The sequence below is a fragment of the Blautia fusiformis genome (assembly GCF_020686995.1).
GTDB classification, from domain to species: Bacteria; Bacillota; Clostridia; order Lachnospirales; family Lachnospiraceae; genus Blautia_A; species Blautia_A fusiformis.
Genome location: NZ_JAJEPT010000008.1, coordinates 56,750 through 72,864, shown reverse-complemented (window position 1 = coordinate 72,864; position 16,115 = coordinate 56,750). Strand labels below are relative to the sequence as shown.

The window sequence follows — 16,115 nt, the reverse complement described above, 5'->3', positions numbered from 1 at the left end:
GAAAAAACACTTTTCATAGGTATGGAACTATGCTACAATAAATTTGATTGCAGTTAAACAGTATAACTGTATGGAAAGCGTAATGCAGATCATATATCGGGGATTTTCCTGATAAAGAAAGCTTATGAGGAGTTATTTTTATGGTAAATGAAGAAAAAGTGAAGATCATGAACCGTCTGGCCATGTATGAGCATGGAGAAGGCAGGAAGTATCTTCCGGTGAGCAGATATTATCGAAGTGATTATATTGGACTTGCACTGATCAGAAACTTTTTTCTGGTAACGATCGGATATATATTGGGACTTGCAGGCGTTGCCGCATATTTCAGCGAATATCTTATGGATAATGTGAATAAGATTAATCTGGTCGAGGTTGGGATCTATATCATCGTCGGTTATCTGATCGTGCTTGTTGTATATTCGATACTGACCTACATCCAGTATTCTGTGAAATATTTCCGGGCAAAAAAAAGTGTCAGGGAATATTATCAGGATCTTACAAGACTGGAAAAAATCTACGGGCGGGAGGAAAAAAGAAATCCGGTCCGGAGAAATGCAGGAGGACATAGAAAATGACAGCTTTACTTGAGATCAAACAGAATATCAAAAGATTTTACGGACAATATGAAGTATATATACTGCCGGTCCTGAAGTTTGTTCTGGCATTTGCCTATTTTCTCTGGATCAACAGCAATATGGGCTACATGAAACAGCTGGATAATATTTTTGTTGTCCTGATCCTGGCGCTTGTATGTTCGATCCTTCCGGTTTCCGTGATGATGTTTCTGGGATTTGCGTTGATGATCGGGCACTGTTATGCAGTCGGGATCGAAACGGCAGGATTTATGCTGCTTCTTATTCTGTTTATGCTGATCCTGTTCCTAAGATTCAGCAGGTCACAGAATCTTGCAATGATCCTTACACCACTTTCCTTCGGATTTGGTGTTCCTGCACTTATGCCGATCGGAGCAGGCCTGCTGGGTAGTGCATTGTCAGCGCTTCCGGCCGGATGCGGTGTTGTGATCTATTATTTTATACGGTTTGTACATGCACAGTCGGCGGCACTCAGTGATCCTGCCGCAGAGATCACAGAAAAACTGAAGCTGATCTCTGACGGACTTGTCCACAACTGGGCAATGTGGATCACGGTGATCGCGTTTGTGGTAGTGATCCTGTTTGTGAACCTTCTGAGAACACGGGCGTTTGATTATGCATGGAGGATCGCTGTCATTGCCGGCGGCGTGATCTATATCCTGGTTATCCTTGCCGGAGATTTCTGCATTAGTATTACGGTAGCCATGGTGCCGATGATCCTGTCCACAGTGATCTCCGTACTGGCAGGATTTGTTCTGGAGTTCTTTGTTTTTGGCGGAGATTACAGCAGAACAGAACGTCTGGAATATGAGGATGATGAGTACTATTACTACGTAAAAGCCGTTCCGAAGGCAACGGTCGCCACTTCTGAGAGAAGCATCAAAAAGATCAATGCGGAGCCGGTAAAAGAAGAAAAAAAAGAAGACAATGTTGTGTCTTTCAGTGATGATGTATTTCCTGAGAAGAACGAAATGCATACAGTAAAGATGCCGGATATGGTTTCCGAAAATACAGTAAGTGAGAAACCGCAGGGATTGGACAAGATCGATTTCGAAAAACAGCTGGAGGAATCGCTGAAGGATCTTTAAACAGGAACGATTGGAATAGCTCAGGAAGAAAGGAGGAGACTTATGCAGAATGTGCTGACAGTTGTGGCCGGATATCTGGGGAAGATTTCCCTTCCGGGATTTGGCGTGATAGATATCATTGAGATCGGACTGATTTCCTTTTTTGTATATCAGTTTATGGCATGGATTAAATTTACACGTGCATATACCCTTCTGAAGGGCATTTTGATCGTCCTTGGATTTATCCTGGTCGCATATATCTTCAAAATGAATACGATCCTCTGGATCTTCCGGAACCTGGCTAATGTGCTGGTGATCGGTGTGATCGTAATCTTTCAGCCGGAGCTGAGGAAGGCGCTGGAGCAGCTGGGACAGAAGAAGTTTGTTTCCAACATTATTCCCTTTGATTCCGGCAGGGAAGTGCAGGAGCGTTTCAATGACAAGACTATCAACGAACTGGTAAAGGCCTGTTTTGATATGGGTGAAGTTAAGACCGGAGCACTGATCGTGATCGAGGAAGAGATCCGGCTTGACGAATATGTGAGAACCGGTATCAATATTGACGGTATCCTTACCAGTCAGCTGCTGATCAATATTTTTGAGCATAATACACCTCTTCATGACGGAGCGGTGATCGTGCGTGGGAACCGTGTAGTAGCAGCAACCTGCTATCTGCCTCTTTCAGATAATATGGAACTGAGCAAACAGCTGGGAACAAGACACAGAGCAGGTGTGGGTATCAGCGAAGCTACGGATTCTCTTACGATCATTGTTTCGGAAGAGACAGGACAGGTTTCAGTGGCCAGAGGCGGAGAACTGTCCAGAGGGCTTAACAGCAAGCAGCTTCGTGAAGTACTTGTTTCTGCTCAGAATAAAAAGGTTGTTGACAACGGTAAGCTGAGAAATCTGCTGAAAGGGAGAGTGAAACATGAAGAAAAATCTGACTAAGAACATCCCTTTGAAGATCATGTCGATTATTGTGGGAATCCTGGTGTGGCTGATCGTAGTAAATGTTGATGACCCTATCATTACGAAAGGCTTTGTGATCTCAGATGTGCAGATCATTAACGAAGCTTATGTGGATCAGCTGGGTGAGATGGTCATGCAGGATGACCGTGAAAATTCCGTACGTGTTTATATTACAGGTGATCGGAAGACAGTCAACCGTCTCACCTCAAGTGATATTAAGGCAGTTGCGGATCTGCAGCAGGCCCAGTCTACCGATACAGATCCTGTAATGATTCCCATTACAGCGACCTGCTCCGGGATACTGCCGGAAAACATTAGTGTATCACCGCAGAATCTGAGTGTCCATCTGGAAAAAAAGGTGACCAAAGAATTTGCGATCAATGTTACCAGTGATGACAGCAAGCCGGCACAGGGGCTGGAGATTGCTTCGCTCACCGCAAATCCGGAAAAAGTCCGTATTACAGGACCGGAATCTCTGGTTGGTAAAATAGATAGTGTGAGTGTGGATGTAAGTTCAAAACTTGACGGGATCGATCAGGATACGATGATCACGGACGCAGAACTGACTATCACAGATAAGAATCAGGACACTCTTTCATCAAATTCCATGAGCTATCTGAAATTTGACAACAACGGAAAGGTTAATGTCACGGCAAAGCTCTGGAAGGTGCGTTCTGATATACGGATCAGTGCGGGATATACAGGGGAACCAGCAGAAGGCTATGTTGTGGATAGTGTCACAACAGTACCGGAGACTTTCAGCGTAGCCGGAAGTGAGGAAGCACTGAACAATCTGAAACTTCAGGGAAATACCATTTATCTAGACAATGAGAATGTGGATATTTCAGGAAAGAGCAATGACGTGGAAAAGAAAGTAAACCTGTCAGAGCTTCTTCCGGATGGCCTCAAGCTGACATCAGGATCCAGTACGGACCTCTGGATCACAGTCAATATCCTGCCGGAGGGCAGTAAGATATACAGCTTCCCGACAGAGGATATCAAAGTAAAGGGTCTGCCTGATGATCTGCAGCTGGCATTTGAAGTTGCGGATATTGAACTGAAGGTGCAGGCGGAAGAAGGAGATCTTTCCCAATTTGATCTGAAGTCGGTGGGAGCAGTACTTTCCATGGATGACTGGGAGGAGGGAAGCTACGAAGTACCGATCAAAATCAGTCTTCCGGAAGGCTACAAGCTGCTGGAGGATGTAACCGCCGAGATCAAAATCTCCAAGGTTTCCAATGTAGACAGCAGCAGTCAGTAAGTAATCACAGCTTTGGACAAGGCTTGAAGGATAAGTAATATAAAGGGAGACAGCAGCAATGTTAAGTTATAAGGTAACGGTCAGGAACCCGTCAGGGCTTCATCTTCGTCCCGCAGGGCTTTTGTGCGGCGAGGCAATAAAATACAAATCGTCCATAACATTTCAGTATGCCGGAGGTACAGCGAATGCCAAAAGTGTTCTGAGTGTTCTGGGTGCCTGTGTTAAAAGCGGGGATGAGATCACACTGGTCTGCGAGGGTGAGGATGAACAGGCTGCGATAGATGCGCTTGTGGCTCTTATCGAAGGCGGACTGGGCGAATGATACGTAACAGATACAATAATTATTTACAGCAGCATGATCAGGAGGGATTATTGTGAAGAGAAGAGTTGTGGCAATTTTTCTCAGTCTGACATTATGCATGGGCGGAACTTTGGAAGCCGGCGCTGCGGCTTTGGAAAGTACAGACGTGCAGATGGCAGCAGAGACAGCCGGCGATCCGGCTGAGGATGTATTCAGTGATGAAGCGGAAACGACTGTACAGCAGCCGGAGACAGAAGCGGATCAAACAGGTAGTACTGACAGTACAGACAGTTCAGAAGAAACACCTGTTACACCGGAGAACCCCGCAGAGACACCGGATGTTATAGAAACACCGGAGATTACAGAGACACCGGAAACTACAGAAGCACCGGATGCGACAACAGAAGACAGTACAGATCCGGGCGATGATTTCAGTGCAGGTGATGCACAGGAACTGGATGCACCGTCAGCAGATACCGCAGTACAGAACAAAGTAGAGAACAACAAGGCAGAGGAAACTTCTGCTACCGGAGCATCACTGGTAAACGGTGTAGTCGTTGCCAAGACAAGTGACTGGGTTTCTGCAAACGGTTTTTACAGACTCCGCAAAAAGAAGGTTGCTGCATCTGCAGCCCCGGAGGGAAAAGCTTCTGAGGATCCTGCAGAAAGTAGCGAAGAAGAGCAGAAAACAACAGTTGATGAAACAGCTGCAGCAGCACAGGAGGTACAGCAGACTGAAGAGCTTCCGGATGGTGCAGCAGAGAGTGAGCAGGCTCAGGTACTCCAGAATGAGTCAGCAGAAGGAGAGCAGGAGACTGCAGCAGAAGAAGTTTCTACAGAGGAAGTATCCGCAGCAGAAGCTTCTGCAGAGACAGCATCCGCAGATGTAGTGTCTGCAGAGGAGACATCCGCAGAGACAGCACCCGTAGAAACAGAGACGGCAGTCGAAACATCAGAGAGCGTAGATAACGCAGAGACTCTTGCCCAGGATGAAGGGAACGCTTCTCAGGTATCAGAGACAGGTTCCATCGAAGATAATTATTTTACTGCGCAGGATGGTCTTCTTAAGATCAATACCAACGGACATGTGGGATATTATCTTTTTAATGAAGACGGATATCTGGTAACCGGCCGTATGACCCGTGAGCCAGGTGCAGCAGGTTATACCGGAACACAGAAGACAGAATGGTATTTCCTCGAAAACTCCAAAGCTTCCCTGTATTCGGATTCCACCGGAAAAGCAATCACACCGTGGACATCCAATCTTGGCCAGCAGAAGAGAAATTACTGGTTATGGACAGGAACTGTTTTCCGCTATTATAATTCCCAGGGTGATTACAAATCCATAGAGGCTCAGAACCTTGTAGGCAAGATCAAGAAGATCGGAAATGCTTATTATACACTGATGCGTAACGGAAAACCGCGAACAGGAATCCTGAAGCTGACAACCGGTTCCACAACATATCAGTATTACTTCCAGCCGGCATCAAAGGCAGGAGAGATTCCAGGAAAGCTTTTTTATGGCGGATGGACATATGTTTTAAACAGCAAAAATCAGAAACGTTTTATCTATTGTAGTCCGAAGGCTGCCACACGTGGACAGATCATGAAACATGGAGTTTATGTATCACCTGTAATGTCCAAGAAATATCGATATATGCTGAATGCCAGCGGCTATGTTATGACGAATACAATGGCGAAGGCGCAGAATAACGCATATTATGTTTCAGACAGCAAGGGCCGCATCATTACAAAAAAACTTGTGAAGTATAAAGGCAGCAGATATTATTTCGGAGGCAATGGCCAGAGAGTTTCCTGGAAGAACTGCTGGCATGGCTGCCCGGGTGCATCCAACAAGATTTATTATTTCGGAAGCACAGCAGGAAAAGTTGTTGAAAAATATGGCTGGCAGAAGGTGACCGACGCAAAAGGCCAGTTCTTCGGATGGTTTTACTTTGACAAAAACGGAAACCACTATAAGAGCCAGATGATAACAAACAAGTCCTCCAAAAAGAGCTATTACTTTAATAGCACAGGACAGCTTGCAACAGGAAAAACAAAGATCGGCAAAAAATACTATTTCTTTGCAACATCAGATGCCAATGCGCACAGAGGCTGGATGTACAAGAGTACATTGATCCGTTACCAGAATAAGTGGTATTATGCAGGCGGCAACGGTGTTCTGAAAAAGTCAGGCTGGCAGAAGGTAGGTAAATACTGGTACTATCTGCAGAACTATACCGTTGTGACAAATAAATCCATGAAGCGTGGTTCCGTAAATGGTTATCTGGACAGCCAGGGACGTTTTTCCACCGGCTGGGTGATCGTCAGCGATTACTATGATCAGGTCAAATATATCGATCCGGACAGCGGTTCCAAGTATCTGACCAATACAAGCAGATGGATCGATGGAAAACTGTATTACTTTGATAAGGATGGTTACCGCCGTAATGATGTTTCCAGTATTTACGGAGGACCATATTACCTGGAGGTTGATAAGACCAACGGTGTTATGACTGTATACACAAATAGCAGCAAGACCATTCCGGTTAAGACAATCCGTGTTTCTGTAGGTCTCTCCGGAACACCTACATGGGATGGTACATACAGACTGACCCGCAGTCTGAGATGGCAGCCACTGATGGGACCGTCCTGGGGACAGTATGGAACACATGTTGACGGATGCGGACAGGGAGGAATCTTTATCCATTCCGTAGCCGGATCGACCAGGAGTGTTTATAATCTTCCGGCAGGCGAGTACCTGAAGCTTGGTCAGCCTGCATCTCACGGATGTATCCGTACCTGTGTGGCTGATGCGAAGTGGGTATTTGAGAACTGTAACGGTTCTACGATCCACATTTACAGCAGCGGAAATTACGTTAACAATGAATCCTTCAAGGGACCGTTAGGCCGCAGACCGCTGGCAACCTTCCGTGGAGCCGGAAACTTTGATCCTACAGACCCGGAAGTTCCGTGATCTTTACCGAACAGTACCAGAAAGAAATATATAGAATAACTGAAGACCGATGTTCAGCTGTATGAAGCTGACATCGGTCTTTTTCCATATATGGCTTTACTTTCCATTTTTTCATATGTATAATAAAAGTTATGCACAAATAAACAACATAATTTATGGAAGGAAACTAAAATGAAAAACTGGAAGAAATGGTTGGTGGCAGGCTGTATGGCAGCACTGCTGGGAATAGGAACAATGGGAACTACAGCGATGGCCATGGGCGGCGGAGGCGTAGACCGAAGCGAGGCAGTTGCTGAGGAAGAAAAGGTCCCCAGCGGGAAGGCAACACAGGATTCCAGGGCAAGCTCAAAGGCCTGGAAGAAGATCAACGGTGTCTGCTATAACGGAAGCGGCCAGAAGCTGGAAGGTGCTGTCACACGTGGAATCGATGTTTCTGAGTGGCAGGATACCATCAACTGGAGCCAGGTCAAAAAATCTAATGTAGATTTTGCCTTTGTCAGGATCTCCTATGGTCTGAACCATCTGGATAAGACATATGATTACAACATGAAACAGGCAGAGAAGGCAGGTGTTCCGACAGGAACCTATGTGTACAGCCTTGCACTGAACACACAGCAGGCACTGAAGGAAGCGCAGCTTGCTATCCGTAAAATGGATGGATATAAAGTATCCTATCCGGTGGTTTATGACATTGAATATGATCAGATGCGCAATCTTTCCGCATCACAGATCGCGGATCTGGCAAAGACCTTCTGCAATGAGGTAAAAAAAGCCGGATATCATCCAATGATCTACTGCAATACAGACTGGTATGACAACAAGCTTGACTGGAGCAAGATGACAGGTTATGATGTATGGCTTGCGCGGTATGGTGATACGATTCCGGCTCCTGACAAGAAAAAGTACAAATATACCATCTGGCAGTCCACCGATGGTGACGGTGGCGGATATCTGAATACCACCAAGGGTCTGGTTGCGGGAATTCCGTCTTATTCTACTGTAGATATTGACTTCGGTTATGTTGATTATACCAAGATCATCACACCCAGATGGCATGTACAGACCGGATACAAAGCATCCACCAGACCGGATACCAGCAACTATAAAGGAAAAACCGGCTGGGCAACAGAGAACGGAAAGAAATTTTATTATGTCAATGGTGTCAAAAAATACGGCTGGGTTCAGGTGAAAAATAAGAAATATTATATCCATAAGACCGCAGGAATGTGCCGTTCAAAGCTGATCAGAGATTCCAAGAATATTTCCAGGTATGTAGATAAAAATGGAGTCCTTGTGAAAAATACCTGGATCACCTATAAGGAGAAAAAATATTATTTTGACAAAAACGGACATGCGTTAAAGGGCATGAAAAAGGTTGGAAAGGACTATTATTATTTTCAGGCCAAATACGGATACATGATGAAACACGTGCGGTACATGAACAGCAGGAATGATGTATATTATTTTGGCGGTGACGGCGTTATGGTCAAAAAGGTATTCTATACATGGAGCGGAAACAATGAAAGCCATACCTATTATTTTGGCTCCAATGGAAAGATGCAGAGAGGCTGGCTCAAACTGGACGGAAAGAGATATTATTTTGATCCGGAAACAGGAATCATGTACAAAAACTGTACTATTGAGAAAAACGGAAAGAGCTATACATTCGATGAAGATGGTGTATACACAACTGTATCCGCAGCAAATAAGAAAAAATAAAAAAATGCCGGCAGCTTTACGTACGCTGCCGGCATTTTTATGATCATAAGGTATAAACAAGGATTCCTAGAATGATGATCAGATTTCCAATAATCTTTCCGCGGGAAATCTTTTCTTTCAGGATCCGCCAGGAAAACAGCAGGACAAAAACATAGGCGGCAGTATCGATCACCGGTCCGAATTTCATATCCACTTTGGTGTAGCACCAGGTATTCAGGAGCAACACTCCAAAAAAGATACCATAGGCCAGGATCACCCGCCAGTTCAGATATTCCCGGAGGGGATTTTTGTATTCCATATTGGCACTCTGCTTCAGAAGTACCTGGGAAATTGCCGAAAAAAAGGTTCCGGCCAGCATGATCAGCATAAATGTTCTATTCATATCTCTGCACCATCCAGACTCCGATCAGAACGATCAGGATGCCGATGATGTTCTGAAGCGAAAGATTTTCGTGAAAAATGATCACAGCCCATACCTGGGACCACAGAAGATAGACACTTTTGTTGGCGTAGGCCGTGGAAAGAGAAAATTTTTTGATCACCTGCTGCCATGCAATGGCGTAGATCCCACAGTTTGCGATCATAAGAAAAAGAAATACATAGAGAAGAGGACTATGAAGTCCTTCTTTATTATAATAAACCGATGCAAGCTTGGAAAAAACGCTGGTAAGAGAAAACAGCAGGATATTCAGATGAAGCTGAATATAATCTTTGATTTTTGTCATGTTTCCTCCATATCATAAATGTGATTATCATAGACTGATAATCAATATATATCATCTGGCAGGTTTATGCAAGAAAATGTTTGAACAATGTAACGGTTTACAACAGGAAATGAAAATGATAAGATTAAACGATAAGTGTCAATTGATACAAAAGAGAGGAAAAACGATATGTGTTTATATTCAGTGGTTGTTCCTGTATACAATTCAGAACATACGCTGCAGGAACTGTACACTCGTCTGGAAAAAGTATTCCGGGAAACGATAAAAGAAGAATTTGAACTGATCCTTGTAGATGACGGGTCCAAAGACCGGTCTTTTGCGGTTATGCAAGAACTCCGGGAAAAAGATTCCCGTGTCAAGATCATCCAGATGGCAAGGAATTTCGGACAGCATCCTGCGCTTCTGTGCGGATTTGCCCACACAAAGGGAGAGTTCATAGTAACTATGGATGATGACCTTCAGCATCAGCCCGAGGAGCTCCCCAAAATGATCAATGTAATGAAGGAACGTGACGATGTGGATGTGATCATCGCAAGTTATGAAGGACGTAAGCATAATCTGATCCGGAAGCTGGGCACAAAGCTGTCTGTATGGGCAACTTCCAAAATGCTCGGCAAGGATCCGAACCTTCAGATCACCAGTTATCGACTGATACGTCGGTTTCTGGTGGAAGCCATGCTGAAAACCAATACATATCTTCCGCAGATCGGAAATCTTCTGGTTTTAAGCTCCAACCGTATCATCAATGTTCCGGTGCAGCATGCAGCGCGTGCATATGGAAAGAGCGGATATTCTTTTCGCCGCCTTGTGAAGGATCTCATCTATGATATTACTGCCCATACGGCATTTCCGCTGCTTATGGTGCGAAACATCGGCATTGCCAGTTTTCTGGTAAGCTTTTTACTGGGGATCTATTATCTGGTGAGATATTTTCTGTGTGGGATCTCAGTGGAAGGCTGGACATCCCTGATGCTTGTGATGCTGGCATTTTTCGGACTGACATTGCTTTCAATCGGGATCATCGGTATTTATCTCATGAATATTCTCAATGAGGCCAAAAAGATGCCGCACTATGTGATTCGTCAGGAGGAGACAGACTGATGAAAAAAGAGATCGGCGGCTATCTGGAACTGGAAGAACCGGCGGGACAGGAATACTATCCTGATCTCTGCGGCGTGAATCTCGGAAGAACAGCGCTTCTGTGGCTGATGGAAGCACGTAAGTGCAGAAAGATCTACCTGCCATTTTTTCTCTGTGATTCCGTAACCGGTGCCTGTGAGAGATCCGGGGCAGAAATCGAATTTTATCATATGGATGAAGGTCTGCATCCGGTCCTTGAGGAGAGAACACTTTCGGAAGGAGAATATCTGTACCTGGTAAACTATTATGGCCAGCTTACCGATGATAAGATTCGGAAATATAAAAAAATCTATGGAAATATCATTGTGGATCATACGCATGCGTTTTTTCAGAAACCGCTGCCTGGCGTGGACACTCTGTATTCCTGCAGAAAATTTCTCGGAGTCAGTGACGGAGCATATCTGTCTACCGATGCGGAGCTGGAACCGGAAAAGAAGCCTCTGGACCATTCCATGGGAAGAATGGAGCATATTCTGGGACGTTATGAATATGATGCCGGAACCTTCTATCAGAAAATGCTGGATAATGCAGCAAATTATCATGAGATGGAGATCCGCCGAATGTCCCGTCTGACCGGAAACCTCCTCAGGACTATGGATTATTCTGGTATCAAAACAAGAAGAGAAAAGAACTACCGTCTGCTGGCGAAGCTTCTTCCTTCAAGGAATGCTTTTACAGGGAAGGTGCCGGAGGGACCGTTTGCCTATCCGTATTATCATAAGAACGGATTGGAGCTTCGACACTGGCTGGCAGGCCGGAAGATTTTTGTGCCAACAAACTGGCGCAATATCCTGGAAGAATTTGACAGGGATACCATGGAATATGACTGGGCAGCCAATGTGCTGCCGCTTCCCTGTGATCAGAGATACGGGGCAGAAGAAATGCAGTATATCGCGGATTCCATAAGAGAATGGGAGGAAACGGAATCATGAAACACAGATTGCTGATACTGGGAACACTGGGAGAATTTGTGCAGCTGGTGCAGAAGGCCCGCGAAAAAGGATACTACACCATTGTCTGCGATGGATATCCGGATGGTCCGGCAAGAGAATTTGCAGATGAGGCATTTCAGATCCCGGTAACAGATACGGAACAGATCGCCTGTCTCTGCCGGGAAAAAGAGATTGATGGGATCATCACATCCTTTTCCGACCTTCTTCTGGAATGTATGGTAAAGATCGCGGACCGGGCAGGAATCCCCTGTTATCTGAAACCGGAGCAGCTTCCCTGGTATCGTGATAAATCAGAGACCAGAGCACTGCTTACCGAACTGGGACTTCCCACTCCGGGCTTTCGAAAAATCCCGATCGCATATTTTAAAGACAGGTCCAAAAAAACTCAGCTGAAAGAGCTGCTTGAGGGACTTCGCTATCCGGTGGTCAGCAAGCCACTGGATAAATACGGCTCCCGCGGGATCTATATATCCGAAGATCTGGAGGAGCTGATAAACGGGGCAGAAAAAACAGCAGGATTTTCTGATATGCCGGAGATTTTGGTGGAAGAATATAATGATGGTTATGAATTCAATATGATGACCTGGGTGCGGCATGGAAAAGTCCATGTGATCAGTATTGCAGACCGTGAAAAGACATTTGTTGCCAAAGGTGAGATCCCCATCAGCACAAGAAATGTGTATCCTTCCAGATTATTATCAAAAGTTGAAAAGCCTGCCACAGAACTTCTTCAGGCATATGCGGACAGAACCGGCCAGAAAGACGGAGCCCTTTCCATGCAGTTTTTCTGGAAGCCGGGAGAAGGTATCCAGGTCTGCGAGATCGCCGCACGATTTTTCGGATATGAGCATGAACTGACCGATATGGTCTATGGATTTAATATGGAAGAGCTTCTTCTTGCATCTCTCTATGATCCGGATAAACTGGAAAAAATGCTTGCAGAACACGATGTTCATAAACCACAGTGTTGTGGAGCTGTCATTTATTTTCAGGGAAGGCTTCTTACCATCGGAGATCAGTCTGCGGCAGTTCGGTTGGGAGAGAAAGAACAGGTGGAAAAGCCCTGGATCTTTTATCAGGAAGGAGAGAAGGTCATTGAGCATGGTCCTAATCCGTATCTGGCATTATATTATGTAAAAACAGAGAATCGTAAGGAAATGGATCTTCTCACAGAGGAATTTTATGAGAAAATGCATATTCTGGACCCCAACGGCCAGGAGGTGGCATACCATAATCAGATCCCGGATTATGCACCGGCAGAAAAATAGGCATTGAATTTACAACATGAGTGTGAGAAAATGGAATGTACAGTTAATGTAGAAAAACCATGAAGAATGAGAAATAAAGAGGAAATACATGATTGATTTTAACAGACCTGCGTTTACAGGTAAGGAATTTGAGTACATCCGTGACGCAGTAGAACGGGGAATGCTCTGCGGCGACGGGATCTACACGAAGAAATGTTCTGCATGGATGGAAGAGCGCTTTCATGTGGGCCATGTGATGCTGACAACCTCCTGTACCCATGCACTGGAGATGGCTGCTTTTCTGGCAGATATCCAGCCTGGCGATGAGGTGATCATGCCGTCTTATACTTTTGTATCAACGGCAGATGCATTTGTGCTTCGCGGTGCAAGGATCGTATTTGTGGATATCAGACCGGATACCATGAATATTGACGAGAGGCTGATCGAACAGGCGATCACAGATAAGACCCGTGCGATCGTTCCGGTCCATTATGCAGGAGTAGCCTGCGAGATGGACACGATCATGGAGATTGCCAGAAGGCATGATCTGAAGGTAGTGGAAGACGCGGCCCAGGGTGTGGATGCCTACTATAAGGGAAAAGCCCTTGGTACCATCGGAGATTTTGGCTGCTACAGCTTCCATGAGACTAAGAACTATACCATGGGAGAGGGCGGTGCGATCCTGTTCAACGGGGAGCAGTACTTGGAGAAGGCAGAAATCCTGAGAGAAAAAGGAACGGACCGCAGTAAGTTTTTCCGTGGTCAGGTAGATAAATACCGCTGGATGGATTATGGATCATCCTATCTTCCGAGCGAATTGAATGCGGCATATCTTTATGCCCAGCTGGAGCAGCATAAGAAGATCAGCGATAAGCGGATGCAGATCTACGATTTTTACAATGAGAACCTCAGGTTTCTGGCGGAAGAAGGAAAGATCCAGCAGCCTTATGTACCGGAAGAATGCACACATAATGCACATATGTACTACATTAAGGTACATGATATCCAGGTACGCACAAGGCTTCTGAAATATCTCCGCGAAAAGAATATCTGCAGTGTGTTCCATTATGTACCCCTTCATTCCGCACCGGCAGGAAAAAAATTCGGAAGATTTTCTGGAGAAGATGTTTATACTACAAAAGAAAGCGAGCGTCTTATGCGACTGCCTATGTTCTATAATCTGGATATGGAGGATGCGAAGAGAGTTGTGGATGCTATTGCTTCCTTTGACGGGTTTTAACAGAAGAAGGGGAGAGCTATGAAAAAAATAAAAAAATTACTGGCAGTTTTCGCATCAGTCAGTGTGGCGCTGATGCTGCCGTTGCAGACCATGGCTGCCGTGGACCTGAATGCGAAATATGATATCAGCACCAACCAGATCCAGGGATGGCCGGCAGGACCGGATATTACCTCAGATACCGGTATCCTGATGGATGCAGCCACAGGAGTTGTTCTTTATAACAAGGGCGGAGATGAACAGAGATATCCGGCCAGCATTACCAAGATCATGACCTTGCTGGTGGCAGTGGAGAACTCCACCATGGATGAGAAGGTTACCTTTACAGAGACCGGGGTGCGTAATGTTACGGCAGATTCCAGTAATATCGGCACAAAGGTGGGCGAAGTCCTGACTATGGAGGATTGTCTTTATGCTCTGATCATCCAGTCTGCCAATGACGTTGCGGCACAGATCGCAGAGCATATCGGCGGGACAGAGCAGGCATTTATCGATATGATGAACCAGCGCGCCAGTGAGATTGGATGTACCAATACACATTTTGCAAATTCCAGCGGACTTCCGGATGATAATCATTATTCTTCAGCACGGGATATGGCGCTGATCTTCAGAGAAGGACTGAAAAATGAAACATTCCGTACGGTTGTGGGCACACCGGATTATATCATCCAGCCTACAAATATGAACAGCCAGCAGAGGATCCTGCATACCCATCATCCTATGTTTGCGCCGGAAAGCGGATTTTACTACGAAGGCTGCATTGGTGGAAAAACCGGAACTACCGTTGCGGCAGGGCATACACTTGTCACAGGAGTGACCAGAGATAATACCACATATATTGCAGTGACCATGCGTGGAACAGAGCTTTCCAATTCCTGTATGGACAGTACGGCTATGTTCAATTACGCATTTGAGAATTTCACAAAAACAGAAGTAAATGGCGGCTATGTATTCCTTCCAAAAGGGGTGGAGCTGAACTCCCTTACCGAGAAGTCAGAGAATACCAACGGGAAAACAGAAACCGGTTACTATTTCGGAGATTATCTGATCGGTACTGCAAGTGTTGCACAGGCAACCGATACACCTGTACCGGAACCGACCGCTGCAGCAGAAGACAGTCAGGAAGCGGACATTTCCGGAACGGAAGCTTCCACAGAAGCAGCAAAGGAAGATAACAGCAAAACAACAGAGAAGAGTACAGCCGGAGAGGACACCAGCGAAAAAAAGAGCATTCCTGCCCTGCGTAAGATCCTTCTTATGCTCATGGCAGTGATGATCCTGATCCTGATCTCCCTTCTTGCGGCTCTTAGAATAAAAGAAAAGAAACATCACAAATAAATCAAAACAGAAAAGGAGAACAAAAAAATGGGAAAAATAAAAGTAACACAGTGCGGAGATATTGAAGGATTGAAAGTGATCGAGCCAACTGTATTTGGTGATTCCAGAGGATATTTCATGGAAACGTACAATTATAACGATTTCAAGGAAGCAGGCATTGATGTGGAATTCGTTCAGGATAATCAGTCCAGCTCCCGTTACGGTGTTCTCCGCGGACTTCATTTCCAGATCAGCTATCCCCAGGATAAACTGGTACGTGTGGTAAACGGAGAAGTGTTTGATGTTGCGGTTGACCTTCGTGAAGGGTCCAAGACTTTTGGAAAATGGTATGGCGTAGTCCTTTCCGCAGAAAACAAGAAACAGTTCTTTATCCCGAAGGGATTTGCTCATGGCTTCCTGGTACTTTCCGAGAATGCAGAGTTCACCTACAAGTGTTCTGATTTCTATCATCCAAACGATGAGGGCGGACTGATCTGGAATGACAAGGACATTAACGTTGAGTGGCCGATCCCGGAAGGCATGGAGCTTATTTTCTCCGACAAGGACCAGAAGTGGGGAAGCTTCGAGGAATATAAGAATCGATAAGGA

General features: G+C 45.3%; 15 protein-coding genes. 13 read left to right on the top strand and 2 right to left on the bottom strand.

The window, feature by feature from the left end; genetic code table 11:
* Positions 1 to 140: 140 nt before the first annotated feature.
* From LKD46_RS08520 to LKD46_RS08490, 7 genes are all read left to right on the top strand, one after another.
* Positions 141 to 575: a hypothetical protein gene (locus LKD46_RS08520; RefSeq protein WP_015527429.1), complete on the top strand. Its 435-nt coding sequence runs from the start codon at positions 141 to 143 to the stop codon at positions 573 to 575.
* Entirely contained in the window at positions 572 to 1,681 is a 1,110-nt protein-coding gene (locus LKD46_RS08515) for a hypothetical protein (RefSeq protein ID WP_110102815.1), read from the top strand. Before LKD46_RS08520 ends, LKD46_RS08515 begins: the two co-directional genes overlap by 4 nt.
* Positions 1,682 to 1,723: 42 nt before the next feature.
* Positions 1,724 to 2,608, top strand: coding sequence for a diadenylate cyclase CdaA (gene cdaA / locus LKD46_RS08510; RefSeq protein ID WP_015527426.1), 885 nt, complete (start codon positions 1,724 to 1,726; stop codon positions 2,606 to 2,608).
* A complete protein-coding gene (locus LKD46_RS08505; protein WP_059086146.1) occupies positions 2,589 to 3,890 on the top strand; it encodes a CdaR family protein in 1,302 nt (433 codons plus the stop codon). The genes cdaA and LKD46_RS08505 overlap by 20 nt, the downstream gene beginning before the upstream one ends.
* A 58-nt stretch (positions 3,891 to 3,948) precedes the next feature.
* The gene (locus LKD46_RS08500) at positions 3,949 to 4,212 is read left to right on the top strand and encodes an HPr family phosphocarrier protein (protein ID WP_015527424.1); all 264 of its coding nucleotides are present in this window, start codon (positions 3,949 to 3,951) and stop codon (positions 4,210 to 4,212) included.
* Between the two features lie 52 nt (positions 4,213 to 4,264).
* Positions 4,265 to 7,168: a L,D-transpeptidase family protein gene (locus tag LKD46_RS16665; protein ID WP_110102814.1), complete on the top strand. Its 2,904-nt coding sequence runs from the start codon at positions 4,265 to 4,267 to the stop codon at positions 7,166 to 7,168.
* Positions 7,169 to 7,339: 171 nt separating this feature from the next.
* Positions 7,340 to 8,887 carry a GH25 family lysozyme gene (locus LKD46_RS08490; protein ID WP_118368903.1) on the top strand — a complete coding sequence of 516 codons (1,548 nt, stop codon included), beginning with the start codon at positions 7,340 to 7,342 and terminating at the stop codon, positions 8,885 to 8,887.
* Positions 8,888 to 8,930: 43 nt separating this feature from the next.
* Here LKD46_RS08490 and LKD46_RS08485 read toward each other — a convergent pair whose 3' ends face one another.
* Entirely contained in the window at positions 8,931 to 9,269 is a 339-nt protein-coding gene (locus LKD46_RS08485; protein ID WP_015527421.1) for an EamA family transporter, read from the bottom strand.
* Positions 9,262 to 9,612: an EamA family transporter gene (locus tag LKD46_RS08480; protein ID WP_015527420.1), complete on the bottom strand. Its 351-nt coding sequence runs from the start codon at positions 9,610 to 9,612 to the stop codon at positions 9,262 to 9,264. The genes LKD46_RS08485 and LKD46_RS08480 overlap by 8 nt, the downstream gene beginning before the upstream one ends.
* Before the next feature lie 168 nt (positions 9,613 to 9,780).
* Here LKD46_RS08480 and LKD46_RS08475 point away from each other — a divergent pair, with 168 nt between their 5' ends.
* From LKD46_RS08475 to rfbC, 6 genes are all read left to right on the top strand, one after another.
* Positions 9,781 to 10,713, top strand: a complete 933-nt coding sequence (locus LKD46_RS08475) for a glycosyltransferase family 2 protein (protein WP_118515010.1) — start codon at positions 9,781 to 9,783, stop codon at positions 10,711 to 10,713.
* Positions 10,713 to 11,684: a hypothetical protein gene (locus LKD46_RS08470; protein WP_182434011.1), complete on the top strand. Its 972-nt coding sequence runs from the start codon at positions 10,713 to 10,715 to the stop codon at positions 11,682 to 11,684. The genes LKD46_RS08475 and LKD46_RS08470 overlap by 1 nt, the downstream gene beginning before the upstream one ends.
* A complete protein-coding gene (locus tag LKD46_RS08465; protein ID WP_173753938.1) occupies positions 11,681 to 12,973 on the top strand; it encodes an ATP-grasp domain-containing protein in 1,293 nt (430 codons plus the stop codon). Before LKD46_RS08470 ends, LKD46_RS08465 begins: the two co-directional genes overlap by 4 nt.
* Before the next feature lie 88 nt (positions 12,974 to 13,061).
* Entirely contained in the window at positions 13,062 to 14,192 is a 1,131-nt protein-coding gene (gene rffA, locus LKD46_RS08460) for a dTDP-4-amino-4,6-dideoxygalactose transaminase (RefSeq protein ID WP_227574022.1), read from the top strand.
* An 18-nt stretch (positions 14,193 to 14,210) separates the two neighbouring features.
* Positions 14,211 to 15,527, top strand: coding sequence for a D-alanyl-D-alanine carboxypeptidase family protein (locus LKD46_RS08455; RefSeq protein ID WP_227574021.1), 1,317 nt, complete (start codon positions 14,211 to 14,213; stop codon positions 15,525 to 15,527).
* A 27-nt stretch (positions 15,528 to 15,554) separates the two neighbouring features.
* Complete coding sequence (gene rfbC / locus LKD46_RS08450) at positions 15,555 to 16,112, top strand: dTDP-4-dehydrorhamnose 3,5-epimerase (protein ID WP_015527414.1); 558 nt, start codon at positions 15,555 to 15,557, stop codon at positions 16,110 to 16,112.
* Positions 16,113 to 16,115: the final 3 nt, after the last annotated feature.

Excerpts from the sequence above, each read along its gene's own strand:
- LKD46_RS08520 (WP_015527429.1), top strand. The coding sequence starts at position 141 with ATGGTAAATGAAGAAAAAGTGAAGATCATGAACCGTCTGGCCATGTAT.
- LKD46_RS08515 (WP_110102815.1), top strand. The coding sequence starts at position 572 with ATGACAGCTTTACTTGAGATCAAACAGAATATCAAAAGATTTTACGGA.
- cdaA (WP_015527426.1), top strand. The coding sequence starts at position 1,724 with ATGCAGAATGTGCTGACAGTTGTGGCCGGATATCTGGGGAAGATTTCC.
- LKD46_RS08505 (WP_059086146.1), top strand. The coding sequence starts at position 2,589 with ATGAAGAAAAATCTGACTAAGAACATCCCTTTGAAGATCATGTCGATT.
- LKD46_RS08500 (WP_015527424.1), top strand. The coding sequence starts at position 3,949 with ATGTTAAGTTATAAGGTAACGGTCAGGAACCCGTCAGGGCTTCATCTT.
- LKD46_RS08490 (WP_118368903.1), top strand. The coding sequence starts at position 7,340 with ATGAAAAACTGGAAGAAATGGTTGGTGGCAGGCTGTATGGCAGCACTG.
- LKD46_RS08485 (WP_015527421.1), bottom strand. The coding sequence starts at position 9,269 with ATGAATAGAACATTTATGCTGATCATGCTGGCCGGAACCTTTTTTTCG.
- LKD46_RS08480 (WP_015527420.1), bottom strand. The coding sequence starts at position 9,612 with ATGACAAAAATCAAAGATTATATTCAGCTTCATCTGAATATCCTGCTG.
- LKD46_RS08475 (WP_118515010.1), top strand. The coding sequence starts at position 9,781 with ATGTGTTTATATTCAGTGGTTGTTCCTGTATACAATTCAGAACATACG.
- LKD46_RS08470 (WP_182434011.1), top strand. The coding sequence starts at position 10,713 with ATGAAAAAAGAGATCGGCGGCTATCTGGAACTGGAAGAACCGGCGGGA.
- LKD46_RS08465 (WP_173753938.1), top strand. The coding sequence starts at position 11,681 with ATGAAACACAGATTGCTGATACTGGGAACACTGGGAGAATTTGTGCAG.
- rffA (WP_227574022.1), top strand. The coding sequence starts at position 13,062 with ATGATTGATTTTAACAGACCTGCGTTTACAGGTAAGGAATTTGAGTAC.
- LKD46_RS08455 (WP_227574021.1), top strand. The coding sequence starts at position 14,211 with ATGAAAAAAATAAAAAAATTACTGGCAGTTTTCGCATCAGTCAGTGTG.
- rfbC (WP_015527414.1), top strand. The coding sequence starts at position 15,555 with ATGGGAAAAATAAAAGTAACACAGTGCGGAGATATTGAAGGATTGAAA.